The sequence below is a fragment of the Pseudomonas sp. P97.38 genome (assembly GCF_001269745.1).
Taxonomy (GTDB): Bacteria; Pseudomonadota; Gammaproteobacteria; order Pseudomonadales; family Pseudomonadaceae; genus Aquipseudomonas; species Aquipseudomonas chlororaphis_E.
On record NZ_LHVJ01000007.1, the window covers coordinates 156,352 to 178,699 of the forward strand.

Below are 22,348 nucleotides of genomic sequence, written 5' to 3' on the forward strand. Positions count from 1 at the left end.
GCACCGATCGACAATCGGTAGGATTTAGGCGACAAAAAACAGGCACGGTTTTGAGTCGGTCTTCTATGCTTGCTCCACTAAAGGAGTATTTCCTATGGTCGAGCTTGAACCCCAGCGTCTATATGTGCATACCCTCAGAACCGCTTGCTCGAACTGCAGCGTGTTGGAGCTGTGCCTGCCGATCGGCCTGACGGCAGGTGAAGTGGAGCGTCTCGACACCCTCATCGCCCAGCGACTCAAGGTCAAAAAGGGCGCAGCGTTGTATCGCACCGGCGACCCATTGCGCTCGTTGTATGCGGTGAGAGTGGGCTTCTTCAAGACCAGCGTTGTTTCGGTAGACGGTCGAGAGCAAGTCACCGGCTTCCAGATGCAAGGCGAAATGCTCGGCCTGGACGCTATCAGTGGCGCTCACTACGCCTGTAATGCCATTGCCCTGGAAGACAGCGAAGTCTGTCCGCTGCCTTTCAACCTCCTGGAAAAACTGGCCCACGATCTACCTTCGCTACAACACAACCTGAACAAGCTTTTGAGCCAGGAAATCGTGCACGACCACGATATGTTGTTGATGCTCGGCAGCATGACCGCCGACGAGCGCCTGGCGGCGTTCCTGTTGAACCTGTCGCAACGGCTCAATATGCGCGGCTATTCCTCGCGAGAGTTTGTCCTGCGCATGAGCCGCGAGGCGATCGGCTCTTACCTGGGCCTGCGTCTGGAGACAATTTGCCGGGGCATTGCCCACCTGCGCCGGGAGGAACTGGCGGACATACGTGGACGCAATGTCACGATTCTGGACTTGCCCGGTCTCAAGCAGAAGGTTGCCGGTTGCCATCGTCATACCGAGCTGTAATGCCTGCCTTGCACGAAATCTGATCTGTATCAATACCCTATTCCGCTTCCAGGCCGACATTAAGACGCAGCGTTCGAACCTTTGTATCGACGAAGGTCACCGAACCTCCCGTCTCATGGAGGCTTTGATCATGGCAACGCACCTGCAAGGTACAGAACCGGTCATCCCGACCGTCACACCTCACCCGTTGGCCGGCAGTTTGCGGAGGGTCGAGCCCAGGCGCCTTTCGCTGAGTTTGCTGATCGCCCTGGTTGTCGGCTCGATGATTGGCAGTGGCATCTTCAGCCTGCCCCAGAACATGGCGGCCAGCGCCGGTGCCGGGGCGATCCTGATCGGCTGGCTCATCACCGGCGTAGGCATGCTCTCGCTGGCCCTGGTTTACCAGATGCTCTCCAACCGCCAGCCGGAACTGGATAACGGTGTGTTCGCCTACGCCCGTGCGCTGGGCGGCGAATTCCTGGGCTTCAATTCAGCATGGGGCTATTGGATCAGCGCCTGGATCGGCAACGTCAGTTACCTGGTGATCCTGTTCGCTGCCCTCAGTTACTTTTTTCCGGTATTCGGCGAAGGCAACAATAAAGCCGCGATTGCTGGCGCGTCCGTCGTGCTGTGGGCGCTGCACTGGATGATCCTGCGTGGAATGCGCACCGCCGCCAAGGCCAACGCCATGACCACGATCGCCAAAGTGGTGCCGTTGCTGCTGTTCATCGGCCTGGTCATTGCGGGCTTCTCCAACGACACCTTCCTGACGGATTTCTGGGGCACACCGGCATTGGGCAGTACCCTGGACCAAGTCAAGAGCACCATGTTGGTGACGGTCTGGGTGTTCATTGGTATCGAAGGGGCCAACGTATTTTCTGCCCGTGCAGCCGAACGGACTGATGTCGGCCGAGCCACCGTGATTGGCTTCATCCTGACATTGCTGTTGCTGATCGCTGTCTCCCTTTTGTCGCTGGGTATTCTCAGGCAACCCGAACTGGCCGCTTTGAAGAACCCGTCTATGACTGGCGTGCTGGAAGTGGTCGCCGGCCCCTGGGGTGCTGTGCTGATCAGTATTGGCCTGATTGTGTCGGTAGGCGGTGCATTGCTGGCCTGGACGCTGCTGGCGGCCGAGTCGGTATTCACCCCAGCCAAGGAAAAGGTCATGCCTCGCCTCCTGGCCAGCGAAAATCAACAGGGCGTACCTGTCAACGCGTTGTGGATCACCAACGGCTGCATTCAGCTTTTCCTGTTGCTGACCCTGTATTCGAGCGCTACCTACTTGGCCCTGATCTCACTCGCCACCTCGATGATCCTGCTGCCTTACCTGTTCAGTGGCCTGTATGCGCTGAAAATGACCTGGCAAGGCCAGACCTACGCCGGTCATCGGGGGTTGCAACTGCGCGACATGACCATCGCTCTGGTCGCAACGGGATATTGCGTCTGGCTGCTCTACGCCGCCGGCCCCCGATACATGTTGCTCAGCGCCCTGCTCTATGCCCCCGGCTCGCTGATCTACCTGAGCGCTCAACGGGCTAGGACGGGCCGTTCTCTTAATGGCTTTGGCTGGAGCCTGCTGCTGGTGATCTGGGTAGCAGCCATCTTCGCCGGCTGGATGCTCTGGTCCGGCCAACTGTCTTTGTAGGTTCGCAGGCGTGCACTGACCCGTTCGGCAACGGTATCTGGTCATCGGTTCAGGTACCCGCCCGAACATCACCCAAGAGGAATATCCAATGACCAATTCAGTGAAAAAAATGCCGGTCCACAACGACCAGCAAGTCCAGCACTCCGCCAGGACAGATACCTGGCATCCGTTGGAAAAACTTCGTCAGCAGGTGGATCACCTGTTCGAAGATTTCAACCGGGGCACAGCGCTCTCGACCTTCAGCCGCGGGTTGTTCGATGTCGAACCCTTCTGGCGTCGTGAGCTCTCTGCGAGTCTGCCGGCAGTGGACATCAGCGAAAAGGAAAAGAGCTTTGAAATCACCGCCGAGTTGCCCGGCATGGATCAGAAAGACATCGAAATCCGCCTGGCCAACGGCAACCTGATCATCAAGGGGGAGAAAAAGGACACCAAGGAAGAAAAAAGAAAGGGTTATCACCTGTCCGAGCGCCATTACGGCTCCTTCGAACGGGTGTTCAACCTGCCAAAAGGCATCGATAGCGACAAGATCGAAGCCCAGTTCAGCAAAGGCGTGCTGACGCTGACACTGCCAAAAAAACCAGAAGCACTCAAAGCCGAAAAGGTCGTACCGATCAAGTCTGAATGACTGCTTTGAACCCTGCCCCTCGCTGGCCAACGACGAGGGGCTTTTTCATGCCTGCGCCGATTGACCGAACAGACGGGTGTCATGCCCGCTCGCGAAGGCGATCGTTCAGAGCTCCACGCAATCGCGGTACGCCGGCACCGACACCGACCAACCCAGTTCGTCGTATATCCGGTGGCGCAAGACATCGGACGCATTGGGCTCGCCATGCACCACATAGGTTTGCCGTGGCGGTGTCTTGAAGGCTCGCAGCCATTGCATGATTTCGTCGGCATCGGCATGGGCCGACAGCATTTGCATAGACACCACTTCAGCATTGATCGGTACATCCTTACCGTGGATGCGCACCGCAGGCTCGCCCGCCACAATCCTCGCGCCTCGCGTACCGCCGGCCTGGAAGCCGGGCATCAGCAGGGTGTTGACAGGGTTGGGCGCCAGGCTCTTGAGGTGATGCAACACCCGTCCGCCGGTGGCCATGCCACTGGCAGCGATGATTACCGCCGGAGTGCGCTGCAGGTCCAGGGCCATGGAGTCCTTGACCGAGCGCACCGGGTGGGCGATGTGGCACATGCCTTCGCACTCCTCCCGGGATAACCGGTGTTCAGCAGCGAAGCGCTGATATAGCCGGGTCACGTCGATGGCCATGGGACTGTTGAGGTAGATCGGGATATCGGGGATCGCCCGGCGTTGCTTCAGGCGATAAAGGTGATACATCAACAATTGAGCGCGACCGACCGTGAACGAGGGCACCAGGGTGATGCCCCGGCGCAGCGCGGTGCGGGTAATGACATCGGCCAATTGATCTTCTGGTGATTCATGCGGATGCCGACGGTCGCCATACGTGGACTCCACCAGCAGGACATCTGCCTGCTCGATGGCTTGCGGCGCGAACATCACCGGATCCTCGGGCCGGCCCAGGTCACCTGAACAGACCAACGTCACGCCACCAGCCCGGACCTGAACAGTGGCGGCGCCCAGGATGTGTCCGGCACGGCGCAGGAGGATCTCGATGCCCCGGGCGATTTCCACCGAGTGTTCGAATGCGACCGGCCGCAGTAATTTGAGCGCCCGTTCAGCATGTTCACGGGTATAGAGCGGGAAGGCCGGCGCGTGCTTGGAGAACCCCTTGCGGTTGGCGTACTCGGCCTCTTCTTCTTGCAAGCGAGCACTGTCGCGCAGCAGGATTTTCACCAGCTCACAGGTCGCGGGCGTGGCGTACACAGGACCGCGATAGCCATTACGCACCATGACCGGCAAGTACCCACTGTGGTCCAGGTGAGCGTGGGTCAATACGACCGCATCCAGCTCTCGCATCGGCAGTTCAAAGGGGTCCCAGTTCAGCAGGCGTAACTGCTTGTAGCCCTGAAACAGGCCGCAGTCGATCAGGATGCGCTGTTCATCGTGTTCCAACAGGTACTTGCTGCCGGTCACAGTCCCTGCGGCCCCGAGAAAAGTCATGCGCATGGCGGTGCTCCTGGACAAACGATGGAAAGACTATTGATCGCATTGTTCACCGGGCGGCCGGTGACTTGCGTCAGCCACTCGGCCGCCAGGGTTCACTTCATCAGACCGCCAGGACACTGCACTGCACCTGATACAGGATGTGCTCTGTCGTACTGCCCAGCAGCCCAAACGGATCACGGTGCTGGGATCGCCCCATGACGATCACATCCACCTCATGCTCCAGGGCAAATTCACTGAGCGCCGAAACCGGATGCCCCAGCAGAAACTGCCTGTGCTCGGCAGGCACACCGAACAGGTTGGCCAACTCCAGAAAAGATTTCTCCAGGCTTCTGCGCAATTCCTTGCTGAGCTGCGACAGCGACACGCCGCCGCCCCCCACATCTCCCAGGTAGACCGACGATGCCTCGTAGGCATGAGCCAGATGCAATTCGGCATCGCACTGCAGCGCCAGGCCAAGCGCCTGGCGGATAATCCGGTCGTTAAGCCCACTGTTCTGCGCAAAGGCGCTGGAAGGGTCCACAGCCGCGACCACTTTGCGCGGCAGGCCGTGTGCGGCCGCGCCCACCATGTACACCGGAACAGGGCATTTGCGCAGCAGGTGCCAATCCAGCGGTGTAAAAAGTGCGCGCTTGAGCAGGGACTCGTGCTGTACCTGCTTGATCAGCAAGTCGGGCTGGAACTGCGACACGTGCTGCAGGATCTGTTTGCGCAGGGCCTCGACCCATGCCACTTCGGTGGTGACGCGCAAGCCCCGGCGCCGCATCTTGTCGGCCTCCTCTTCCAACCAATTGCGCTGATCCTGGAAATAGTTCTGCCGCGCCTCTTCACGAAGTTCCTCTTCGAGCAGCGACACAATATCCAGCGAAGGGATCAATGCGGTGACGTGCAAATGTGCCTCGCTGGCTGCCGCCAGGGCCGCGGCGTGATGAAGGACCGGCGAATGTCGTTGTGCCGGGTTGAGGATCAGCAACAGGCGTTGATACTGACTCATGATCGTTCTCCGAAGACAGGCTCAAGCATCACGACGTAGCGCTGAAAATAGCTCTTGGGGTCGGTCACCCTCGAGCCTCTGGATGAAGCCACATGAGCCTAGGAACGCTTGCGCTGCAGACAGGGCAACGGCGCCATCGTGCTCATCTCCTGACCGCCAACAGGCTGCCCGGTATCGAATACAAGGCCCGTTCCGTCGTGCTGCCGATCAAGCGCTCCAGGCCGACCCGATGCGCGGTACCCATCACGACCACGTCAATCTCTAGCTCATTGACGAGTTCATGAAGCACCGGTACCGGCAGGCCTACGACGAAATGCCTTCGCTGCGCCGGCACACCGCAGCGCTCGGCCAGGTTGACGAACGCTGTATGCAATGACTCACGCAGGGCCTCGACATAATCATCGTCCCAGGCCCCTGCCAGTAGCGACGCCTCTGCGTTGAACGCCGCCGACAGGTCGCAGGCATACAACAGATGTAACGAAGCGTCGCATTGCCGGGCCAACACCTCGGCGGCGTGGACAATTTGCTCATTCAAGGCATCGGTCTGGGGATCGGAGGGATCCACTGCCGCCAGCACACGACGCGGCGTACCGTGAACGGCCTGGTTGACCAGATGCACCGGCGCCGGACAATCGCGTAGCAGATGACAATCGAGGGGCGTGGCGAACACCCGCTTGAGCAAGGGTTCGAGGGTGACATCCTTGATCAGCAGATCGGGTCGCAATTGTTCGACGTAACGAAGAATGTCCAGCAGAGGATGAGTGGTCCAGACCACACGCGTCGATACATTCAACCCCTCTTCCTTGAGCAGCGCAGCCTCCTCTGCCATCCAACGGCGATAGCGATGCAAATGCTGCTGCACATTCACTTCGTCTGTTTTTTCACCCCATAGATGGGTACGTGCCGGCGGCTGGACGAATACATATAGATGCAACTCGGCACCGCTGGCCCGGGCGAGTGCACAGGCCCTGCGCATCGCGGCAGAGGGGTGCAAGTCGGGTTCAACGATCAACAGCAGACGCTGGTATTGCTTCATCGCACACCTCCACCCAGTTGTTCAATGGCTGCCGGCATCTCGCACAGGCCGCCGTCCAACATGATCTGCAGCGTGCCCTACGATGCCCCCTGCTGTTTGATCTGCATCAACGTCAGTGCAATCGACGGTTGGGCACACCGAGGCTGATCCAGATCAGAATCGACTGTCGCCACCGGCGTAGAACTGAACCGAACGCGAAACCTTCTTTCGCACTGCACGCTTATCCGACGGAGGATTGATCATGCTCACAGTCAAAGCCCATAACGAACGCGCCGCCGCGCTGTATGCCAGCATCAGCGGCAAACACTGGATTCAGGCGCTTAAGGACGGTCGGCATGTACTGATCAGGCCATTACGGGAAGAGGATCGCCAACGCGAATATGACTTCATCAAGCGCCTGTCTCCGGAGTCGCGGCACATGCGCTTTCTATCGCAAATCAATGAACCCGGGACGGCAATGCTCGATCACTTGATGGACGTCGACTATAAGACTCGCCTGGCCTACATCGCCCTGGTCCATGACGACGGCAAGTTGATCGAAATCGGCGTCAGCCGTTACTGCGCTACCTCTGCGCACGAATGCGAGTGCGCCGTGACCGTCGCCGACCCCTGGCAGCACCTGGGTCTGGGGACCTTGTTGATGGAGCACCTGATAGAAGCGGCGCGTAAAAACGGCTACCGCCAAATCTACTCCATCGACTCCGCCAGCAATGCCGCCATGCGCGAGCTGGCTCATAGCTTGGGTTTCGAAACCCGCACCGACCCCGAGGACACCCGACAAGTCATTCATCGCCTCTACCTTTAGCCACGAGGCTGCGCGGGTACCCTGTAGAACGGGGCCCGCGCAGGTGGCTGCGGTCAAGCCTGCGGCTTGATCGCCCATACGCTGCAAGGGGCTCGTTGCAGCAAGAGCTCGGCGGTAGTGCCAAGGCGCCTGTCCAGGCCATGGTGTGCCGTGGTGCCCATCACGATCACATCTACCTGATGGTCGTGGGCGAACTTACAAATACTCGGCAGCGGTGCCCCTTCGACGAAATGACGCTTGTGCGGCGCGACCCCATGCCGCTCCGCCAGGGATTCGAACACCTCGTGCTGCGCCTCGCCCAATGCCTCATAGATTCCAGTCGCCAGGGGAAGCGCGCCGATACCCATGTCCGTTGCGTAGATGGCGGTCCAGTCAAAGGCGTGCAGCAACTCGACATCAGCGTTGCATTGCTCGGCCAACTTGACGGCGGCCTTGACGATCTGGTCGTTGAACACCAGGTCCTGTTCCTCGCTGCGCAGCACGTCGACGATCGCCAGGACTCGCCGAGGCCGAGGGTTGCGCGAATCGGTGACCAGATGCACCGGCACAGGACAGTCGCGCAGCAAGCGCCAGTCCAACGGTGTGAAAAAGATCCGCTTAAGCGCCGGCTCCGGCTGTGCATCCTTGATGATCAACGCCAGCGGCAATTCCTTGATGTATTGCTGTAAACCTTGATAAGCATCTTTGCTCCAGACCACTTCACAGGTCACCTCGACCCCATGCCGACGTGCCAGCTCGGCCTGTTGCCACAGCCAATGCCGATGTGTTTCCAAATAACCGTCGCGCGCGCTCTTGACCTGGTCGGGCGCGAACAGACCGGCCACCGACAGCAGCTCAAGATAATCGATGGCGACGATGTGCAGCGGCAGGTCCATCGCCAGCGCCAGCTCGGTGGCACGGTCGAACGCGGGCGTACGGATCATGGCGTCAGGCGCCAGCAGCAATAAACGTTGAGTCTGGGACATGGAGCACCTCGACATAGGGCGACAGCCCTTTGAAAGATCGAGGCTCCAGAATGAATCACTGCCGCAAGCCAGACTTGATCTTCCTCAACTGACCATCATCGAGGATCAAATATTCGGCAGCAGTAGCCCCGCCCACATCGCCAGCATAAGCAGCACCTGGCCTGGAATCACATGCGCAGCGAACAGTCGCCCGCCACTGAACCAAGCCAACGCGCATTTGCTCAGGGAGTTACTGCTTATCGCCAACAACACTGGCACGGCACTCGCCTCCAGGGGTAGCAGACCAGCCTTGACCAGTGACGCTATTGAGGCCATCGAGGCATGGGCATCGACCAGCCCACTGAGCATCGCGGTAGCAGCCACCCCGCCCCGTCCGAATGCATCCAGCATCGCCGACGACATGACGGTGATGACCGTCATTGCCACCACCACCGTCAACGCCAGTTTCAAGCTGAAGGCCCCGCCTTGCTTGATCCTCTCCTCGGCTCGCGCCCTGGTTCGGGTAAACATCAACACGCCAGCATACAGCAGGACCGTCATTAACCCGCACAGCAGCGGCCACACCAGCCATCGCAGCAAAGCCGGCTCCATGACCCCGAGAATCAGCACCATCTGTGCCAGGGTCGCCAGATTCGACAGCACGGCGGCTGCGCTCAATAGCCTGACATTGGACGGCTCTTTCGCTGCGATATGCCCCATGGCCGCGACAGTCATCGTGGCGGAAGCAAACCCCGATGCGATTGCGCCCAGGGCATAGCCATAGTGAGTACCAAGGGTGCGAACCGCGACGTGCCCCAGCGCGCCCACCGCCATCAACATGACAGTCAGGGCACAAAACGTACGGAGATTGATGGCGTTGTAGGGCCCCAGGTAACGATCAGGGGCGAGCGGCAGTATGACCAACGCGGCAATCAGCAGCGTCAGGCCATCGCGCAGTTCCGTCGCGGTCAATTGGCTGCGGGCAAAATGGTGCAGTGCCTGTCGGCTGGCCAGAAGCCCCGCCATCACCACACCCATGGCGGTTGCCAAAGCAGGCTCACTGACGCAAAGGGCTCCCAGCACCAACACTGCAAACAAGGCGACTTCGCTGGTGATGCCAGCGTCTTTCGCGAGATTTTTCCAATACGCCACAATGATCAATGCTGCCAGCGCCAATGCGACGAACCCCAGCAACGGAGCTCCGCCAGCCCATGCCGTGGCATACCCCAACATCGAAGTAACGGCGAACGTGCGCAGACCGGCAAAATCGCGCCTGCCCTTGTCTCGCTTGCGTCGCTCACGTTCAAGCCCCACGAGCAGGCCAATTCCCAGCGCTGCGCCGGCATTGATCAGACCCGGAGCCTCGATCACGGCGATGGCGCTACGGCGAGACTTGAGCGGATGCCAATCGCTCGATCGGCGCCGCTTGCGTGCGTGCAACCACGTCTCGCGGCCAGACGTGGGGCGCGTCGATTCGAGCCTGCAACGCTCGGGTAAACGCCAGCGCTTGATCCGCGCTACGAAAGCTTACGCAACAGGCATCCAGGTGCACCATCCAGCGCATCTGTGCCTGTTGTTCTTCGAGCCAGATAATCATGACCAACCTCTCATGAAGGGTGAGCTTGGACTTCAGAATCAAGCATCAGCCTGCGCCCGATTGCACTGGGCGGATTGATCATGATCAACGATTGCGCGGTTACCCGAGTCGTCAGCGTCGATACGACACTTTTCAAGCGTATTTGATGCAAATCAAGTTACCAAGGCTCGCCGCACCCATGATCGGTACCAGGCATCGCCCGCGTATTTCGCCGGCACCAATAGTCCTTTGTTCAGGAGGTTCGTCATGTCTATGCAACCACGCTTGATGCTGGTCGTTTCGCCACTGATGGAACACAACCCGGCGTTCGACCGGGCGGCCGCACTGGCCAAGGCCGAAGGCGCCGCCCTGCATATTGTCGCCTTTGACTATCTCGATGGCCTGGCCACCGCCGGGTTGGTGAACGAACAGGCACTGGAACAGATGCGCCTGGGTTACGTTGAACGTCACCGGCAATGGCTGGAAGAAAAAGCCAGGCCCTTGCGCAAGCTCGGCATTGACGTCACGACAGAAGTGACCTGGGTCGAACGCCCACTGAAGGAAATCCTGATTCACCTCAGAGAAGCGCCAATGGATGCCCTGATCAAGACGATGGACCCTGAGTCCTGGATCTCGCGCTTTATGTTCACGCCGCTGGATGTGCAGCTGCTGCGCGAGTGCGAAGTGCCATTACACTTCGTCAACACAGTGACCCATGCGCGCCCACGCAAAATCCTGGCGGCCATCGACCCCTTTCACCGCGACGGCTGCTACAAGGATCTCAACGACCGGATTCTGGCCGAAGCGAACAAACTGGCTTCGAGTTGCGATGCGCAATTGGAGGTTATCTACGCCTACGATCTTTCATCCATTACTGCCGCTGAATATGGCTTTGGCAACGGTTCGACGTTTTTCTCCTCAACCCTGGCTCGACAGCTCTATGAAGCTCAAGGCGCAACATTCCAAGCCTTGGCCGAACGCAATGGCATCGCTGCGGAACAACGTCGCATGATCATGGGTGATCCCACCAAGGTGCTAGCCAGCTACGCCGGGGCCCATGATATTGACATTATCGTAATGGGGCGCGTGCGCTATGACGGTTTGGACAAATTGATCGGCAGCACCGTGGAAAGTCTGCTGTACAAGATGCCATGCAGTATATGGGTGATTGCGCCGCAACCCGTTGACTGAGCGCGGGCCAGTGTTCGCCTTCCAGGCTCGCGACTGGCAGCCTTTGCACCACGCGAACATGCCAAAGGCTGGAAGGCTAACGAACCTGCAAAATCTCAGCCTGTTTTCGCATTGGGCACGCTCAAGCGATCTATTTCATCAAAGAGATTGCAAAACACGTCCACCAGAAACGGGTCGAAGTGAGTACCCGCTTGTTCAATGATGTAGCGCCTCGCACGTTCGATGTCCCAAGCCTCTTTGTAGGCTCTAGGCATTCTTATAGCGTCGTACACATCACATATAGCCACGATTCTGGCAGACAACGGGATCTCATTGCCTCGTAGACCCTTTGGATAGCCCGAGCCATCCCAGCGTTCGTGATGCGCCAGGGCAATTTCCGCCGCTAGATCTGTCAAGGGGGAACCGTCTGGGTCATGCAGGATTTCATAACCAATGCAGGCGTGCTTCTGCATGATCTCCCGCTCTTGCGGTGTCAACGCGCCAGGCTTCTGCAGAATGGCATCTTCGATACCGATTTTCCCAATGTCATGCATCGGTGCCGCCATCCTCATGGTGTCGCACCATTGAGCAGGCATCCCGATTGCCTTGGCTAACAACGCCGCAGACTCGCCAATACGAATAATATGATTTCCCGTATCGTCATCGCGATAGCTCGCTGCTCGACTCAGGCTACTGCTGATCGCCTTGTAACTGGAGGCCAACTGAACGGTGCGTAATTCCACTTTGCGTTCGAGCTCACCATTGACGTCACGCAACAGCTTCGCCGCCTGTGCAAGCTCCAGGCAATTGCGCACCCTGAGCAGCACCTCTGGCAGGTCAATGGGTTTGGAAATGAAGTCGTTGGCGCCCTTCTCCAACCCTTTTCGCCGGTTCTGCTGATCACTCAAGGCCGTTACGATAATGACCGGAGACTCGGTGCGATTTCGTGTATTGAGACGTTCAAGGATTTCAAAGCCATCGGGTGCGGGCATGTCCAGGTCCAGCAGCAACAAATCCCAATGGTTCGAAAGCAACCAGTCTAATCCTTCGGCAGAATCGCTGAATGTAGTGACGTTAGACAGGCCTACGGCTCGCAAGCATGAATCCAGTAGCCTGAGATTGGTGGCCACATCATCGATGATAACGATTTTGCTTTCAGCATTTATCTTGGTAAACATCTATCTGCCCTCCCCGTGGCGAGCGTCATTACCAGACTACGAATACGGTGCATCTGCGGTGCAGAGGCCACCACGGCTTTGCAATCAAGAGGCTCAACCGATGCCTCACGAATCACAACGATCGACATGGCGGTTCTCGGGCGTAGGAAACGCTGCTGAGCACAGGTCGATCCAGAAACTCGTTCCTGCTTCGAGCTCACTGACGAAGCCCATGTTGCCGTGCATGAGGATCGCCAAGTCCCGACACAACGCCAGGCCAATGCCGGTCCCCTGAATGGAAGAGTTCTCTTTACCCAGCCGCTGAAAGGGTCTGAAAAGCTCACCTTGCAAAGCTGGAGGTATGCCCATTCCGGTATCCGTTACATAAAGGCGCAACTTGGTGCCCTCTTCGATGGCCGACACTCCTAGAGTGACGTCGCCGCCGGGCCGGTTGTATTTGATCGCATTGGATAACAGATTGATCAGAACCTGTTTGAGGCGACGTTTATCCGCCCAGACATCCCATGCATCACTGTCCGAAGGCACATTGATGTGCAACGTTTGGCCATGAGCAGCCACTTGCTGCTGAACCATATCAGCGCAATTGAATAAAAGGTCCGCCACCTTCACGGGTCTTAGGTCCAGCATAGACTGCTCGACCTGCAAGCTGGAGAGATCGAGCAGATCATCCACCAACTGCATGAGGTGTTCACTGGCCTCGATGATTTCCTGCAGGTTGCTTGTCTGTTGCGAGGCCTCGGCTGGCAACTGCATGATCCCCAGTTGAGCGAACCCATAGATTGCATTCAAAGGGGTACGCAACTCATGGCTCATGCTGGAGATGAACTTTGATTTGGCGGTACTGGCGGCCTCTGCCTCCAGGGTTTTTTCCCGCAAATGCAACTGAGTCTGCTTGAGTGTCGTGATGTCGACGCACGCCACGATCACGACATTGGAATCATCAAGCCGAGAAGAATCCAATGTGCGACCACGACACAGTATCCAGATCAGGCTTCCATGCACGTCCCTGATTCGAATCTCTATTTCCGGCGTCAAGCTTGCGCTGCCCCGAGCCTCTTCCAGGAATTGCATGAAGGCCTGCCGATCTTCGATGGGAATGTGCTCCAGCAATGTCGCCATCGACACTTCGCTGGTTGCAAAACCGAAGCGCTGGCACAAAGCACCTTTGAGGCTGAAGAGGTGTCGTCTTGGGTAATACTCCCATAAGCCCTCAGCAAAACTGTCCATAACCAGTTCCAGGCGCTGCTGTGTGGAACTGCGAATGAATTCTGCCTGAGCCAACTGCCTGCCCATGCCCAACGCCTGGCTGGACATTGACCATAGTTCGATAATATCGGAGGGACTTGCCGCCGGATGCCAGTTACCACGGCCAATCTCTCGCATCATTCGTGAAATCCCTTGCACCGGGATACTCAACTGGTGACTTAGGTCGCGTGTACGCCACCACATGAAGACAAAGAATACGGTATAGAACAACACCAGACCGGCAACCAGTAGATACCCCACATTGCGGTAATGGCTGGCGAGCAGATTGGTTTTGTGCATGACCGCTGCTTCATCCACGACCGCCAGCAAGAGCCACCCCGTCGAAGGAATTCGGGCCCATGCAATCAGATGGGGTTGTCCACCCAGCGTCAGTGCGGCGATACCCCCCGGGTGGTTGGGTAAGGTCGTGCTGAGAGTGGCCAGGTCCGGATGTCGCCCTAGATTCAAATCCGGCGACTGCAAGCGCTCGCGATCAACGGGTTCTCCAGCAGGCAGGTTCTCGACGGCTTGCAAAGAAAAATCAAATTGCCCTGCTTCAGGCACGGCCATGACATCGAGCTTATTGTTGACCAGCATCAGGTAGCCGTCCCAAGGCATCTTCAACTGCGCTATTCGTTTCAAGATACCATCGACGGTTACGTCGATCCCCGCGACGCCCTCCAGAAAGGTGCCTTTGTAGACCGGCGCAATGGCAGACATCATCCATCCCTGCCCGGCGGGATCCAGATAGACATCCGTCCAGACTATCTTTTTTTCAGGGTTATGCTTTGCGTCAGCCAGGTAATAGAAGTTGTACTGTGTGATGTCCATATCATGCGGGTATTGCTCCAGCGTATTGAACCATGGATAAATCCGGTTATAGCTGTCCCAACTGTTGAAATAGATGCTGGCAATCAGAGGATCCGCGTCCTTCAACTGCTTCATTATGAAATCCTGGTTCGCCAGAACGGATATTTTGTTGAGATCCTGCTTTTGCGGCGGAGTTAGATTTGAATAAAACGAAGCCGACCCTCCGTCGTCCGCAGCACTGTAACGGACGCCGTCCTTACTTATCGAAAGTGATGCTGCCACGGGAGGCAGGTTTTCGGTGAATTCATGCTCCGTGGACTTGGCGTACAGACTGATCGCCTTGTGGATCTGCTCCAATTGTCCCTGCACCAACAGCGCATTCTGCTGAACCGAGTCTTGTATGTCTTGTGTCGCACTTTGATGCAAGTGCTCTATCTGGGAGCTTCGAATGGACTGGTTCGTGATGAAGTACGTGGTGATCAATACGCCTTCTACCAAAATGAGCGGCAATAGGCTGGTGCTGACGAATGCCCGCCAGATCCATTGGCGCAGACTGACCTTCTTGTTTGATGCTGCTTGCATAGGCCCGCTCATTGCGCCTGTCGCGCATTTGATATCACAATAGCATCATTGTGGTCTCTCATCTGGTTTCTGTCCAAAGGGATTGCTGTGTTGTGCCAGGCGGAAAAAACCGCCCAACGGGTGCTTAGGATTGATCAGGAAACCGTTGCCAGCCTTAGGACCAAAGTCGAAGACCCGATACCGTGTTCTGGACATAAGCTATGCTCAAGACCGTGTTACCAGGGGATGGGCGAATGGATTCAGCCATTGCGGTAGCGATATCTCCTTCGCAGGAAGTCGATGATGTGGGTGTCCTGTTGCTGGACGCTAAAGGACTGCTGCTCATCATCGATGATTGCGCCGGCTCACTGCTTGGCGTGAGTGACAGTCCCGATTCCCTCGTTCCTCCACCCTGTTCTTCCTTGTTTTCGCTCAAGCCGCGCGCCTTTGCACGGTACCTCAATCATGCTCGCCTCAACGGAACCTGGCATTTTCAAAGTCTGTCGGCCAGTGGCGATACGCTGGATGTGAAGCTCCACTACAAAGCCCAACACTCTACGTACCTGGTAAAGATTCGACGCGCAGCACCTGCCCATCTCGCAGATCAGGACTATCGCCTGGCGTTCGACTCCGCCGGTACGGGCCTGGCCTTGCTGCGAATGAGTGGTGAATGGATCGCGGCCAATCGAATGCTGAGCCAGATGCTGGGTTACAGCGAGGAAGAGCTTCGTGCCACATCTTTTCAGCAATTGACCCACCCGGACGATGTTGACGTCAGCCAGGACGAACTGCAAAGGCTCATCCAGGGACAGCGCACAAGCCTGACGCTGGAAAAACGCTATATTCGTAAGGACGGAAGCATATTGTGGGCACGATTGACGCTAGGCATTGCCCGTAACCAGAATGAGGAGGCGCTTTACTTTGTGTCGCAGCTTGAAGACATCAGTGAACATCTTGCCCTGCGCCAGGCACTGCTCAACAACGAAAACAAGTACCTTTCACTGGCCAAGAACTCGCAGAACATCATCGTTCGCTACAATCGGCTCGGCCAGCAAATCTATGCCAATCCCGAGCTTGAACGCGCCCGAGGCTTTCCCAACACCCACATTACGGAACGTGCCTCTACGCCCGATCAGCTCAACGAGTATTTCCGCACGCAGGTAGAACTCACGTTATCGACGGGCGTAGCAAACACGTTCCTGTTGGAAAACAAAGATCTGTATTCCGGTCGCTCCGTAGACTTCCTATGCAACCTGACGCCGGAGCACGACGAAACGGGCGAGCTTTGCGGGGTGCTCGTGACTGCGCAGGATACCAGCGCATTGCGCCGACAAGAGCGCGCCGAGAATGCGCGCTCTGCCATTTTCCAGAAAATGGTCACTCACGACACCCTTAGTGAGTTGCTACCACTGCTGAGTACCTATCTGGAGATCCTGGCACCCGAGTTTCCCAATGCCATGGCGTTCAAGGCAGTCCCAGGCGATGAGCTTCTCGGGGCGGCACAGCTAGATGGTCCCTGGCTTGAAACCTGCCTGGCCGAAGATCTTAATCGACATCCCGAGCTGTTCGAGCACCATCACTTCATACAAGATCTACTAAGCGACGCCTCTGACCTCGCGTTCCGCCAACCCGCCTTGCAGGCGGGCTATCGAGGTTGCTGGGTAGAGCCGGTGATCAATAAGAACGGAATTACTATGGGGGCCATCCTGTTATTCGTCTGCGGTGAAACCCAACTGAGCGACCAGCACCGCAAGTATGCCCAAATGGCCAGCCATATCGGTGCAATCGCGTGGGAGCGTTGTTCAGCCCACAGGCATCTGGCTCAGAGCGAGCGTCGTTACCGCGAAGTCTTCGACCACTCCCAAGATATGCTTTGCCTGCTTGCCGTAGATGCCGACCACCAATTGACTTGCCTGGAGGCCAATCCAAAGCTCTGCGAGATGCTCGCCAAGCGTCATTCGGACATGATCGGCCAGCCGTTGAGCCAGTGCCTTGAAAAGGAAACAGCGAACATCATCGAGGCTATCTGCCTGCACTGTATCGCCGTGGACGCTCCCATCGAGCTGGACGCACAACTGCCTTGTGCACAACGCTCACTCGTCGTGCACTTCAACCTGGTTCCCGTAGCTGACTCAAATGGGCGTCTGCATCGCCTGGTTTGCATTGCTCGCAACATTACCGATATCCGGGAGGCCCAGCGCAACGAGCTGGTCAGGCAGCAGGAAATCGGCACATTGGTCGAGAACTCCCCAGATGGAATCGCACGACTGAGTCCAAAGGGCGAATTGTTGTTCGTGAACCCGGCACTGGAAGCGTGGCTCGATCGCCCACAAAGCGACCTGCTGCACAAGGACCTACTGGAGATTCTGCCGAACAGCGTACAGAGCCAATTATTTCGCGAGGCAGTTATCCAAGCCGCAGAACAGGGTCAATCTCTGGAGCACGAGTATGTGCTCACCCAACAACACCAATTGCAACGCGTCTATCACATCAGTCTCGTTCCAGAACAGAATATCCAGGGGAAAATTGCCACGGTGCTGGCTGTCGTTCGCGATATATCGGAGCTACGCCTGGTAGAACTGCGCCTGGCGTCGCTCAACAAGCAACTGCGTCAGTTGATGTCCAGTCGCGAAAGTGCGCGGGAAGAGGAACGTAAGCTGATCGCTCAGGAAATTCACGATGAACTTGGGCAACATCTAACGGCCATACGCATGGGCACTTCGCTATTACGCTTCCAGTACGCCGAGCAATTGCCCCAGCTCACCGAGCAAGTCGCTCGCCTATTGCAACTGATCGACCAGACAGTGCAGGTGGTCAGGAACATCTCCACCAGCCTGCGACCCTCCATCCTCAACATGGGTATCGTCGCGTCGCTGGAATGGCTGACTGACATGTTCAAACAGCAATGGGGCATTGATTGCAGCCTGCAAGTTCATCCCCAGAAAATAAACTTGGACGATGCCAGTGCAACCGTTGCATTTCGAATCGCCCAAGAGTCGCTTACCAATATCGCCCGGCATGCCGAAGCGACACGGGTCACTGTCACGTTCGAGCAAGACGACAATGGTTGGTCACTTAAAATAACCGACAATGGCAAAGGATTTGATCAATCCAACCGTGCCTCCAAGACCCTTGGCTTACTGGGAATGCGCGAACGTGGCCTGACCTTGGGCGGAACCACCACCATATCCAGCAGCATCGGTAGCGGTACGACCATTCAACTGCATATACCCGCGTCAAGGAGTCACGATTCATGATCCGTTTAATGGTGGCCGACGATCACACGATCATGCGCGAGGGTCTCAAGCAATTGTTCGCGCTGGTAAAGGATTTCTCCGTGGTGGCAGAAGCGCAAAATGGTGCCCAGGTCCTGGAGTCGCTGCGCCATACCGAAGTCGATGTGCTACTGCTTGACATGACCATGCCCGGTTCAAGTGGCGAGGATTTGATTGGCCGTATCCACGCCCATTACCCCAAGCTGCCGATGCTCATCCTGAGCATGCACAATGAACCGCACATTGCCCAGCGTGCGCTACGCGCCGGCGCCTCAGGCTACATGACCAAGGACCGCGACCCGGAAGCGCTGCTGGCAGCGATCCGCAAGGTGAGCACCGGCGCGCGCTACCTCGATCCGCAACTGGCCGAGCAGATCGCACTTCAGAGCAGTGGTGTAACGTCTGAGAACGCTTCGCAGAGCCTGACCTCACGTGAATTCCAGATCCTGCGGATGCTGGCTCAAGGGCTGAGCGTCAACCAAATCGCCGAACAACTGGTGATCAGCAATAAAACCGTCAGCACTCACAAGACCCGGCTGATGGAGAAGATGTGTTTCAGCACCAGCACAGACCTGGTGCGCTACGCGTTGAATGAAGGGCTCGTCTGAAACGTCGACGCGATCTCAAGGACGGTGTCCGCGAGCGCCAAGGATGGCCGAAGCAATTTGCTCCAATGGCAACTCGCGCTCGACCGCGCCCAACTTGAAGGCCTCGCGCGGCATTCCATACACCACACAGGAATCTTCATCCTGACCCAGGGTCCTGGCGCCGGCGTCACGCATTTCCTTGAGACCGCGGGCACCATCATCCCCCATGCCCGTCATGATAATGCCCAAGGCATTGCTGCCTGCGCTACGTGCGACTGAACGAAACATCACATCTACTGAAGGTCGGTGCCGATTCACCGGCGGTCCTTGCACGATTTCAACCAGGTACCGGGCACCACTGCGCTTGACCAGCATGTGGGACCCTCCCGGTGCGATCAACGCACGCCCGGGGACGATGCAATCGCCCGAAGCAGCCTCTCGGACCTCGATCTCGCACACGTGGTTGAGGCGCTCGGCGAATGCGGCGGTGAATTTCTCTGGCATGTGTTGCACTACGACAATGCCCGGACAGACCCGAGGCAATCCTTGGAGCACTTGTTCCAAGGCCTGAGTGCCCCCGGTGGAGGTGCCAATGGCGACGATGCTCTCGGTCGTGCGCGTCATCGCCACGGACGCAGAAGCCAGGACTGCATCGGCGCTGAGGCGAGGCGGTACGTTGACGGATGCTTGGGGGATTCGTACACGCCTCATGTTGGCATTCGCCGCAGCCCTGACGGCATGGATCAATTCATCCGCGTGTTCAGTCAGGAAGTGTCGCAGGTTGGATTGTGGCTTGGTGACGATACTGACTGCACCGGCCGCCAACGCCTGCAAGGTGGTCTTGGCGCCCTTCTCTGTCAGCGTCGAACAAATCACCACCGGCGTAGGCTTATTCGCCATTAGCTTTTTCAGGAAGGTGATGCCGTCCATTCGTGGCATCTCGACGTCCAACACAATGACATCAGGCCATTGCCTGCTCATCTTCTCCATGGCGTACACCGGATCGACGGCGACGTCCATCACCTGGATCCCGCTGGCCTGGTTCAGAACCGCACTCAGCACCTGGCGCACCACGGCGGAATCATCCACGATCAAGACCTTGATATCCGTCATCAGACATTACTCTTGGGGGATTCGAATACTTTGCGTACCGAGTCGGCATGATTGAGCTGAAGGCGTCCAGTGCTCACATCGAACACCAGGTGGCGATACCCCCGGCCACCTACGTGGTAGGCCCGGCATTGCAACCCATGGTGCTGGATCAGGCGCCTGGCGGCATTGACGTTCTGTTGGCCAATCCCGATAGCGCCACCGCGCTCCACCCCGGGAAACATGTCAGCCCCGCCAAAAAGGCTCACCTCGAACTGCTCGGGCCGGGCGCCCGCTTGATGAATGCACTCGAACAACAGCATCAACGCCTCCGTCGCATAACGACCGTTCAGGTGTCCCGCGCCGTGGCCTCCCCGACGTGGCAACATGAAATGACACATGCCGCCCAACAAGCGCTGCGGATGCCAAAACACCAGGGCAACGCAGGAGCCCAGTACCGTACACAAGCGCATCTGACTCCCTCCGAACACCACGTCACCAGGCTGCAGGAAGTATTCGATTATCCGAGTCATTTCAAGCAACTGGTTTACGGTAGATGGACGGTTTGACCAATTGCAGTTCGTCGCTGATGCCATTAAGACTTTCCGAGTGGCTGACGATGAAATAACCCCCTGGTTTGAGGTGCTTGATCAAGCGCTTTACCACCTCGGACTTGGTCTGGTTGTCGAAATAGATCATCACGTTACGCAGGAAAATTACATCGAACTGCCCCACCGATGGCAGCGCATTGTTCAGATTGATCGAAGTGAACGTAATGCGTGATGCGAGCGCACGATCAACCATGAAAATGCCGTTGTTGCTGCCCACTCCCTTTAAGCAGTACTTGTTCAACAGCGCCTCGGGAATGCCTCGGGTACCGTCCAGTGGATAGCGCCCGCCCTGGGCCTTTTCCAACACCCGGCTACTGATATCGGACGCGAGGATTTCCCATGGCCGGGTGCCCAAACTGTCGGCCAGCACCATGGCTAGGGTATAGGGTTCCTCTCCTGTGGAGCAGGCACCACTCCAGATGCGCACCGCGCCATTGCCACGAAGTTCAGGAAGCACCCCATGACGCAGGAATTCGAAATGCTTTGGCTCGCGGAAAAAGTAGGTTTCGTTGGTGGTCAACAGGTCCACGGCCGTCTGCAACTCAGCCCGATCCTTCATCAGCAAACGATAGTAGCTGCCGTAGGTGGTCAGGTTTAAGAACTGCAAGCGTTTGGCCAGACGGCCGCTGACCAGTTGCTTCTTGGCAACCGACAAGCTAATCCCGGCGATATCATGAATCATTGCCCGAAACTGCTGAAACTCGTTGTCGGAGAGCACAACGTTCATGATTCGAGCCCGTCCGCGTTGAAACGCGACGCCGGCAGCAGCGCGGACCAGTCCTCGCTGCTGAGCATGTGCTCGATATCCAGAAGCAGCACGAAGTGTTCGCCGAGCTTGCCGACCCCTACAACGAATTCGGGGCTCACACGCCTTTGCAAGGTCGGCGGCGGCTCGATTTGCTCGGAGGGGATCTCCAACACCTCGCTAACGGCATCCACAATGATACCCACCAGGCCCGCGCCGTTGTGGACCTCCAGCATGACAATACAGGTGCGTGGGTTTTCCAGGGTCCGAACGCCACCGAAACATACTCCCAAATCCAGCACCGGAATCGCCGCGCCGCGCAGGTTGGTAATGCCACGCACTTTTGACGGTGCCATCGGCAACGGAGTAATGGGCCCGTACTCGACGATTTCCCGTACGCACAGAGTGCCTACCGCAAACATCTCCTGACCCACGCTGAAGGTCAGGTACTGGGGCGCCGCCGACCCGGGGGTCGGCAGGCGCGAGGCGGATACTGACATGGTTCACTCCTCGGGCACCACCAGAGCCGGTAGCTACCCTATCAAGACAACGTAGGCACCCTTCAGTGCAACCGACCGGCAATCTCGCTGACACTCAACACCTGGTCGATCTGAAGCACCGTCAGGAACGTGTCTCGCACCTTGACCATCCCCCGAATGAAGTCTTCGCGGATGCGGTTTCCGATCGCCGGCGCCGCCTTGACCTCAGCCATCTCGATCTCGATCACCTCGCTCACCGAATCGACCACGATGCCTAGCACGTGCGGTTCGCCGTCCTGCATCAGCTCCAGAATGACAATGCAAGTCCTGCTGCTTTGCCGCGTGGTGCCTTTGCTGAAACGCGCCTGCAGATCGATCACCGGGACTACCGAGCCGCGCAGGTTGATCACCCCGCGGATAAAGTCAGGCATCAGCGGCAGACTGGTCACCTGGCCGTACTCGATGATCTCGCGTACGCACAAGGTGTCGATCGCATAAATCTCCCTGGCGCAAATGAATGTCAGGAACTGCAGGCATTCACTGCTAACCGAGCTCTGCGGAGCATGCTCGGAATGACTCAACACTGCAGGTTCCATGTTTCAACTCCCAAAGCGGATGAACCCGCCTTCCTGGGCATGCTCGCTGCTTTGCATGACCCCAAGACCGGTAGGAGCGGCTCGAGGTACCGA

At 57.6% G+C, this 22,348-nt stretch carries 20 protein-coding genes; 7 read left to right on the top strand and 13 right to left on the bottom strand.

Features of this window, described 5'->3' with window-relative positions:
* Positions 1-94: 94 nt before the first annotated feature.
* The 3 genes from fnr (at position 95) to AD664_RS01110 (ending at position 3,096) form a co-directional block, all read left to right on the top strand.
* On the top strand, positions 95-847 hold the full coding sequence (gene fnr, locus AD664_RS01100; RefSeq protein ID WP_053143822.1) for a fumarate/nitrate reduction transcriptional regulator Fnr: 753 nt from the start codon (positions 95-97) through the stop codon (positions 845-847).
* Between the two features lie 130 nt (positions 848-977).
* Positions 978-2,471, top strand: coding sequence for an arginine-ornithine antiporter (gene arcD / locus AD664_RS01105; protein WP_053143824.1), 1,494 nt, complete (start codon positions 978-980; stop codon positions 2,469-2,471).
* Positions 2,472-2,559: 88 nt separating this feature from the next.
* Positions 2,560-3,096: an Hsp20/alpha crystallin family protein gene (locus AD664_RS01110; protein ID WP_053143826.1), complete on the top strand. Its 537-nt coding sequence runs from the start codon at positions 2,560-2,562 to the stop codon at positions 3,094-3,096.
* A gap of 105 nt (positions 3,097-3,201) precedes the next feature.
* On the opposite strand, the gene AD664_RS01115 is transcribed toward AD664_RS01110, so the two are convergent.
* The 3 genes from AD664_RS01115 to AD664_RS01125 all read right to left on the bottom strand — a co-directional run bounded on the left by AD664_RS01115 (position 3,202) and on the right by AD664_RS01125 (position 6,584).
* Positions 3,202-4,557 (bottom strand): MBL fold metallo-hydrolase RNA specificity domain-containing protein, encoded by a 1,356-nt coding sequence (locus AD664_RS01115; RefSeq protein WP_053143828.1) that lies wholly within the window; start codon positions 4,555-4,557, stop codon positions 3,202-3,204.
* 100 nt (positions 4,558-4,657) lie between these two features.
* Entirely contained in the window at positions 4,658-5,548 is an 891-nt protein-coding gene (locus AD664_RS01120) for a universal stress protein (protein WP_053143830.1), read from the bottom strand.
* 142 nt (positions 5,549-5,690) lie between these two features.
* Positions 5,691-6,584, bottom strand: coding sequence for a universal stress protein (locus tag AD664_RS01125; RefSeq protein ID WP_053143832.1), 894 nt, complete (start codon positions 6,582-6,584; stop codon positions 5,691-5,693).
* 241 nt (positions 6,585-6,825) lie between these two features.
* Here AD664_RS01125 and AD664_RS01130 point away from each other — a divergent pair, with 241 nt between their 5' ends.
* Positions 6,826-7,389, top strand: a complete 564-nt coding sequence (locus AD664_RS01130; RefSeq protein ID WP_053143834.1) for a GNAT family N-acetyltransferase — start codon at positions 6,826-6,828, stop codon at positions 7,387-7,389.
* Between the two features lie 53 nt (positions 7,390-7,442).
* On the opposite strand, the gene AD664_RS01135 is transcribed toward AD664_RS01130, so the two are convergent.
* The 3 genes from AD664_RS01135 to AD664_RS01145 form a co-directional block, all read right to left on the bottom strand.
* Positions 7,443-8,354, bottom strand: a complete 912-nt coding sequence (locus AD664_RS01135) for a universal stress protein (RefSeq protein ID WP_053143836.1) — start codon at positions 8,352-8,354, stop codon at positions 7,443-7,445.
* 105 nt (positions 8,355-8,459) lie between these two features.
* A complete protein-coding gene (locus tag AD664_RS01140; protein ID WP_053143838.1) occupies positions 8,460-9,704 on the bottom strand; it encodes a DUF4010 domain-containing protein in 1,245 nt (414 codons plus the stop codon).
* A gap of 10 nt (positions 9,705-9,714) precedes the next feature.
* Positions 9,715-9,930, bottom strand: a complete 216-nt coding sequence (locus tag AD664_RS01145) for a hypothetical protein (protein ID WP_083454112.1) — start codon at positions 9,928-9,930, stop codon at positions 9,715-9,717.
* 246 nt (positions 9,931-10,176) lie between these two features.
* Here AD664_RS01145 and AD664_RS01150 point away from each other — a divergent pair, with 246 nt between their 5' ends.
* A complete protein-coding gene (locus AD664_RS01150; RefSeq protein WP_053143842.1) occupies positions 10,177-11,100 on the top strand; it encodes a universal stress protein in 924 nt (307 codons plus the stop codon).
* A gap of 95 nt (positions 11,101-11,195) precedes the next feature.
* Here the strand turns inward: AD664_RS01150 and AD664_RS01155 are convergent, their stop codons facing one another.
* Both AD664_RS01155 and AD664_RS01160 read right to left on the bottom strand, forming a co-directional pair.
* On the bottom strand, positions 11,196-12,257 hold the full coding sequence (locus tag AD664_RS01155; RefSeq protein ID WP_053143844.1) for an HD-GYP domain-containing protein: 1,062 nt from the start codon (positions 12,255-12,257) through the stop codon (positions 11,196-11,198).
* 105 nt (positions 12,258-12,362) lie between these two features.
* Positions 12,363-14,894: an ATP-binding protein gene (locus AD664_RS01160; protein ID WP_256206981.1), complete on the bottom strand. Its 2,532-nt coding sequence runs from the start codon at positions 14,892-14,894 to the stop codon at positions 12,363-12,365.
* Positions 14,895-15,094: 200 nt separating this feature from the next.
* Here AD664_RS01160 and AD664_RS01165 point away from each other — a divergent pair, with 200 nt between their 5' ends.
* Positions 15,095-18,130, top strand: a complete 3,036-nt coding sequence (locus AD664_RS01165; RefSeq protein ID WP_053143846.1) for a PAS domain S-box protein — start codon at positions 15,095-15,097, stop codon at positions 18,128-18,130.
* Positions 18,127-18,756, top strand: a complete 630-nt coding sequence (locus AD664_RS01170; RefSeq protein WP_053143848.1) for a response regulator transcription factor — start codon at positions 18,127-18,129, stop codon at positions 18,754-18,756. Before AD664_RS01165 ends, AD664_RS01170 begins: the two co-directional genes overlap by 4 nt.
* 15 nt (positions 18,757-18,771) lie before the next feature.
* Here the strand turns inward: AD664_RS01170 and AD664_RS01175 are convergent, their stop codons facing one another.
* The 5 genes from AD664_RS01175 to AD664_RS01195 all read right to left on the bottom strand — a co-directional run bounded on the left by AD664_RS01175 (position 18,772) and on the right by AD664_RS01195 (position 22,255).
* Positions 18,772-19,848, bottom strand: coding sequence for a chemotaxis response regulator protein-glutamate methylesterase (locus AD664_RS01175; RefSeq protein ID WP_053143850.1), 1,077 nt, complete (start codon positions 19,846-19,848; stop codon positions 18,772-18,774).
* Positions 19,848-20,357, bottom strand: a complete 510-nt coding sequence (locus AD664_RS01180) for a chemotaxis protein CheD (protein ID WP_053143852.1) — start codon at positions 20,355-20,357, stop codon at positions 19,848-19,850. The genes AD664_RS01175 and AD664_RS01180 overlap by 1 nt, the downstream gene beginning before the upstream one ends.
* A 1-nt stretch (position 20,358) precedes the next feature.
* A complete protein-coding gene (locus tag AD664_RS01185) occupies positions 20,359-21,162 on the bottom strand; it encodes a protein-glutamate O-methyltransferase CheR (RefSeq protein WP_053143854.1) in 804 nt (267 codons plus the stop codon).
* On the bottom strand, positions 21,159-21,680 hold the full coding sequence (locus tag AD664_RS01190; RefSeq protein ID WP_053143856.1) for a chemotaxis protein CheW: 522 nt from the start codon (positions 21,678-21,680) through the stop codon (positions 21,159-21,161). Before AD664_RS01190 ends, AD664_RS01185 begins: the two co-directional genes overlap by 4 nt.
* Positions 21,681-21,742: 62 nt before the next feature.
* Positions 21,743-22,255 carry a chemotaxis protein CheW gene (locus tag AD664_RS01195; RefSeq protein ID WP_053143857.1) on the bottom strand — a complete coding sequence of 171 codons (513 nt, stop codon included), beginning with the start codon at positions 22,253-22,255 and terminating at the stop codon, positions 21,743-21,745.
* Positions 22,256-22,348 lie beyond the last annotated feature (93 nt).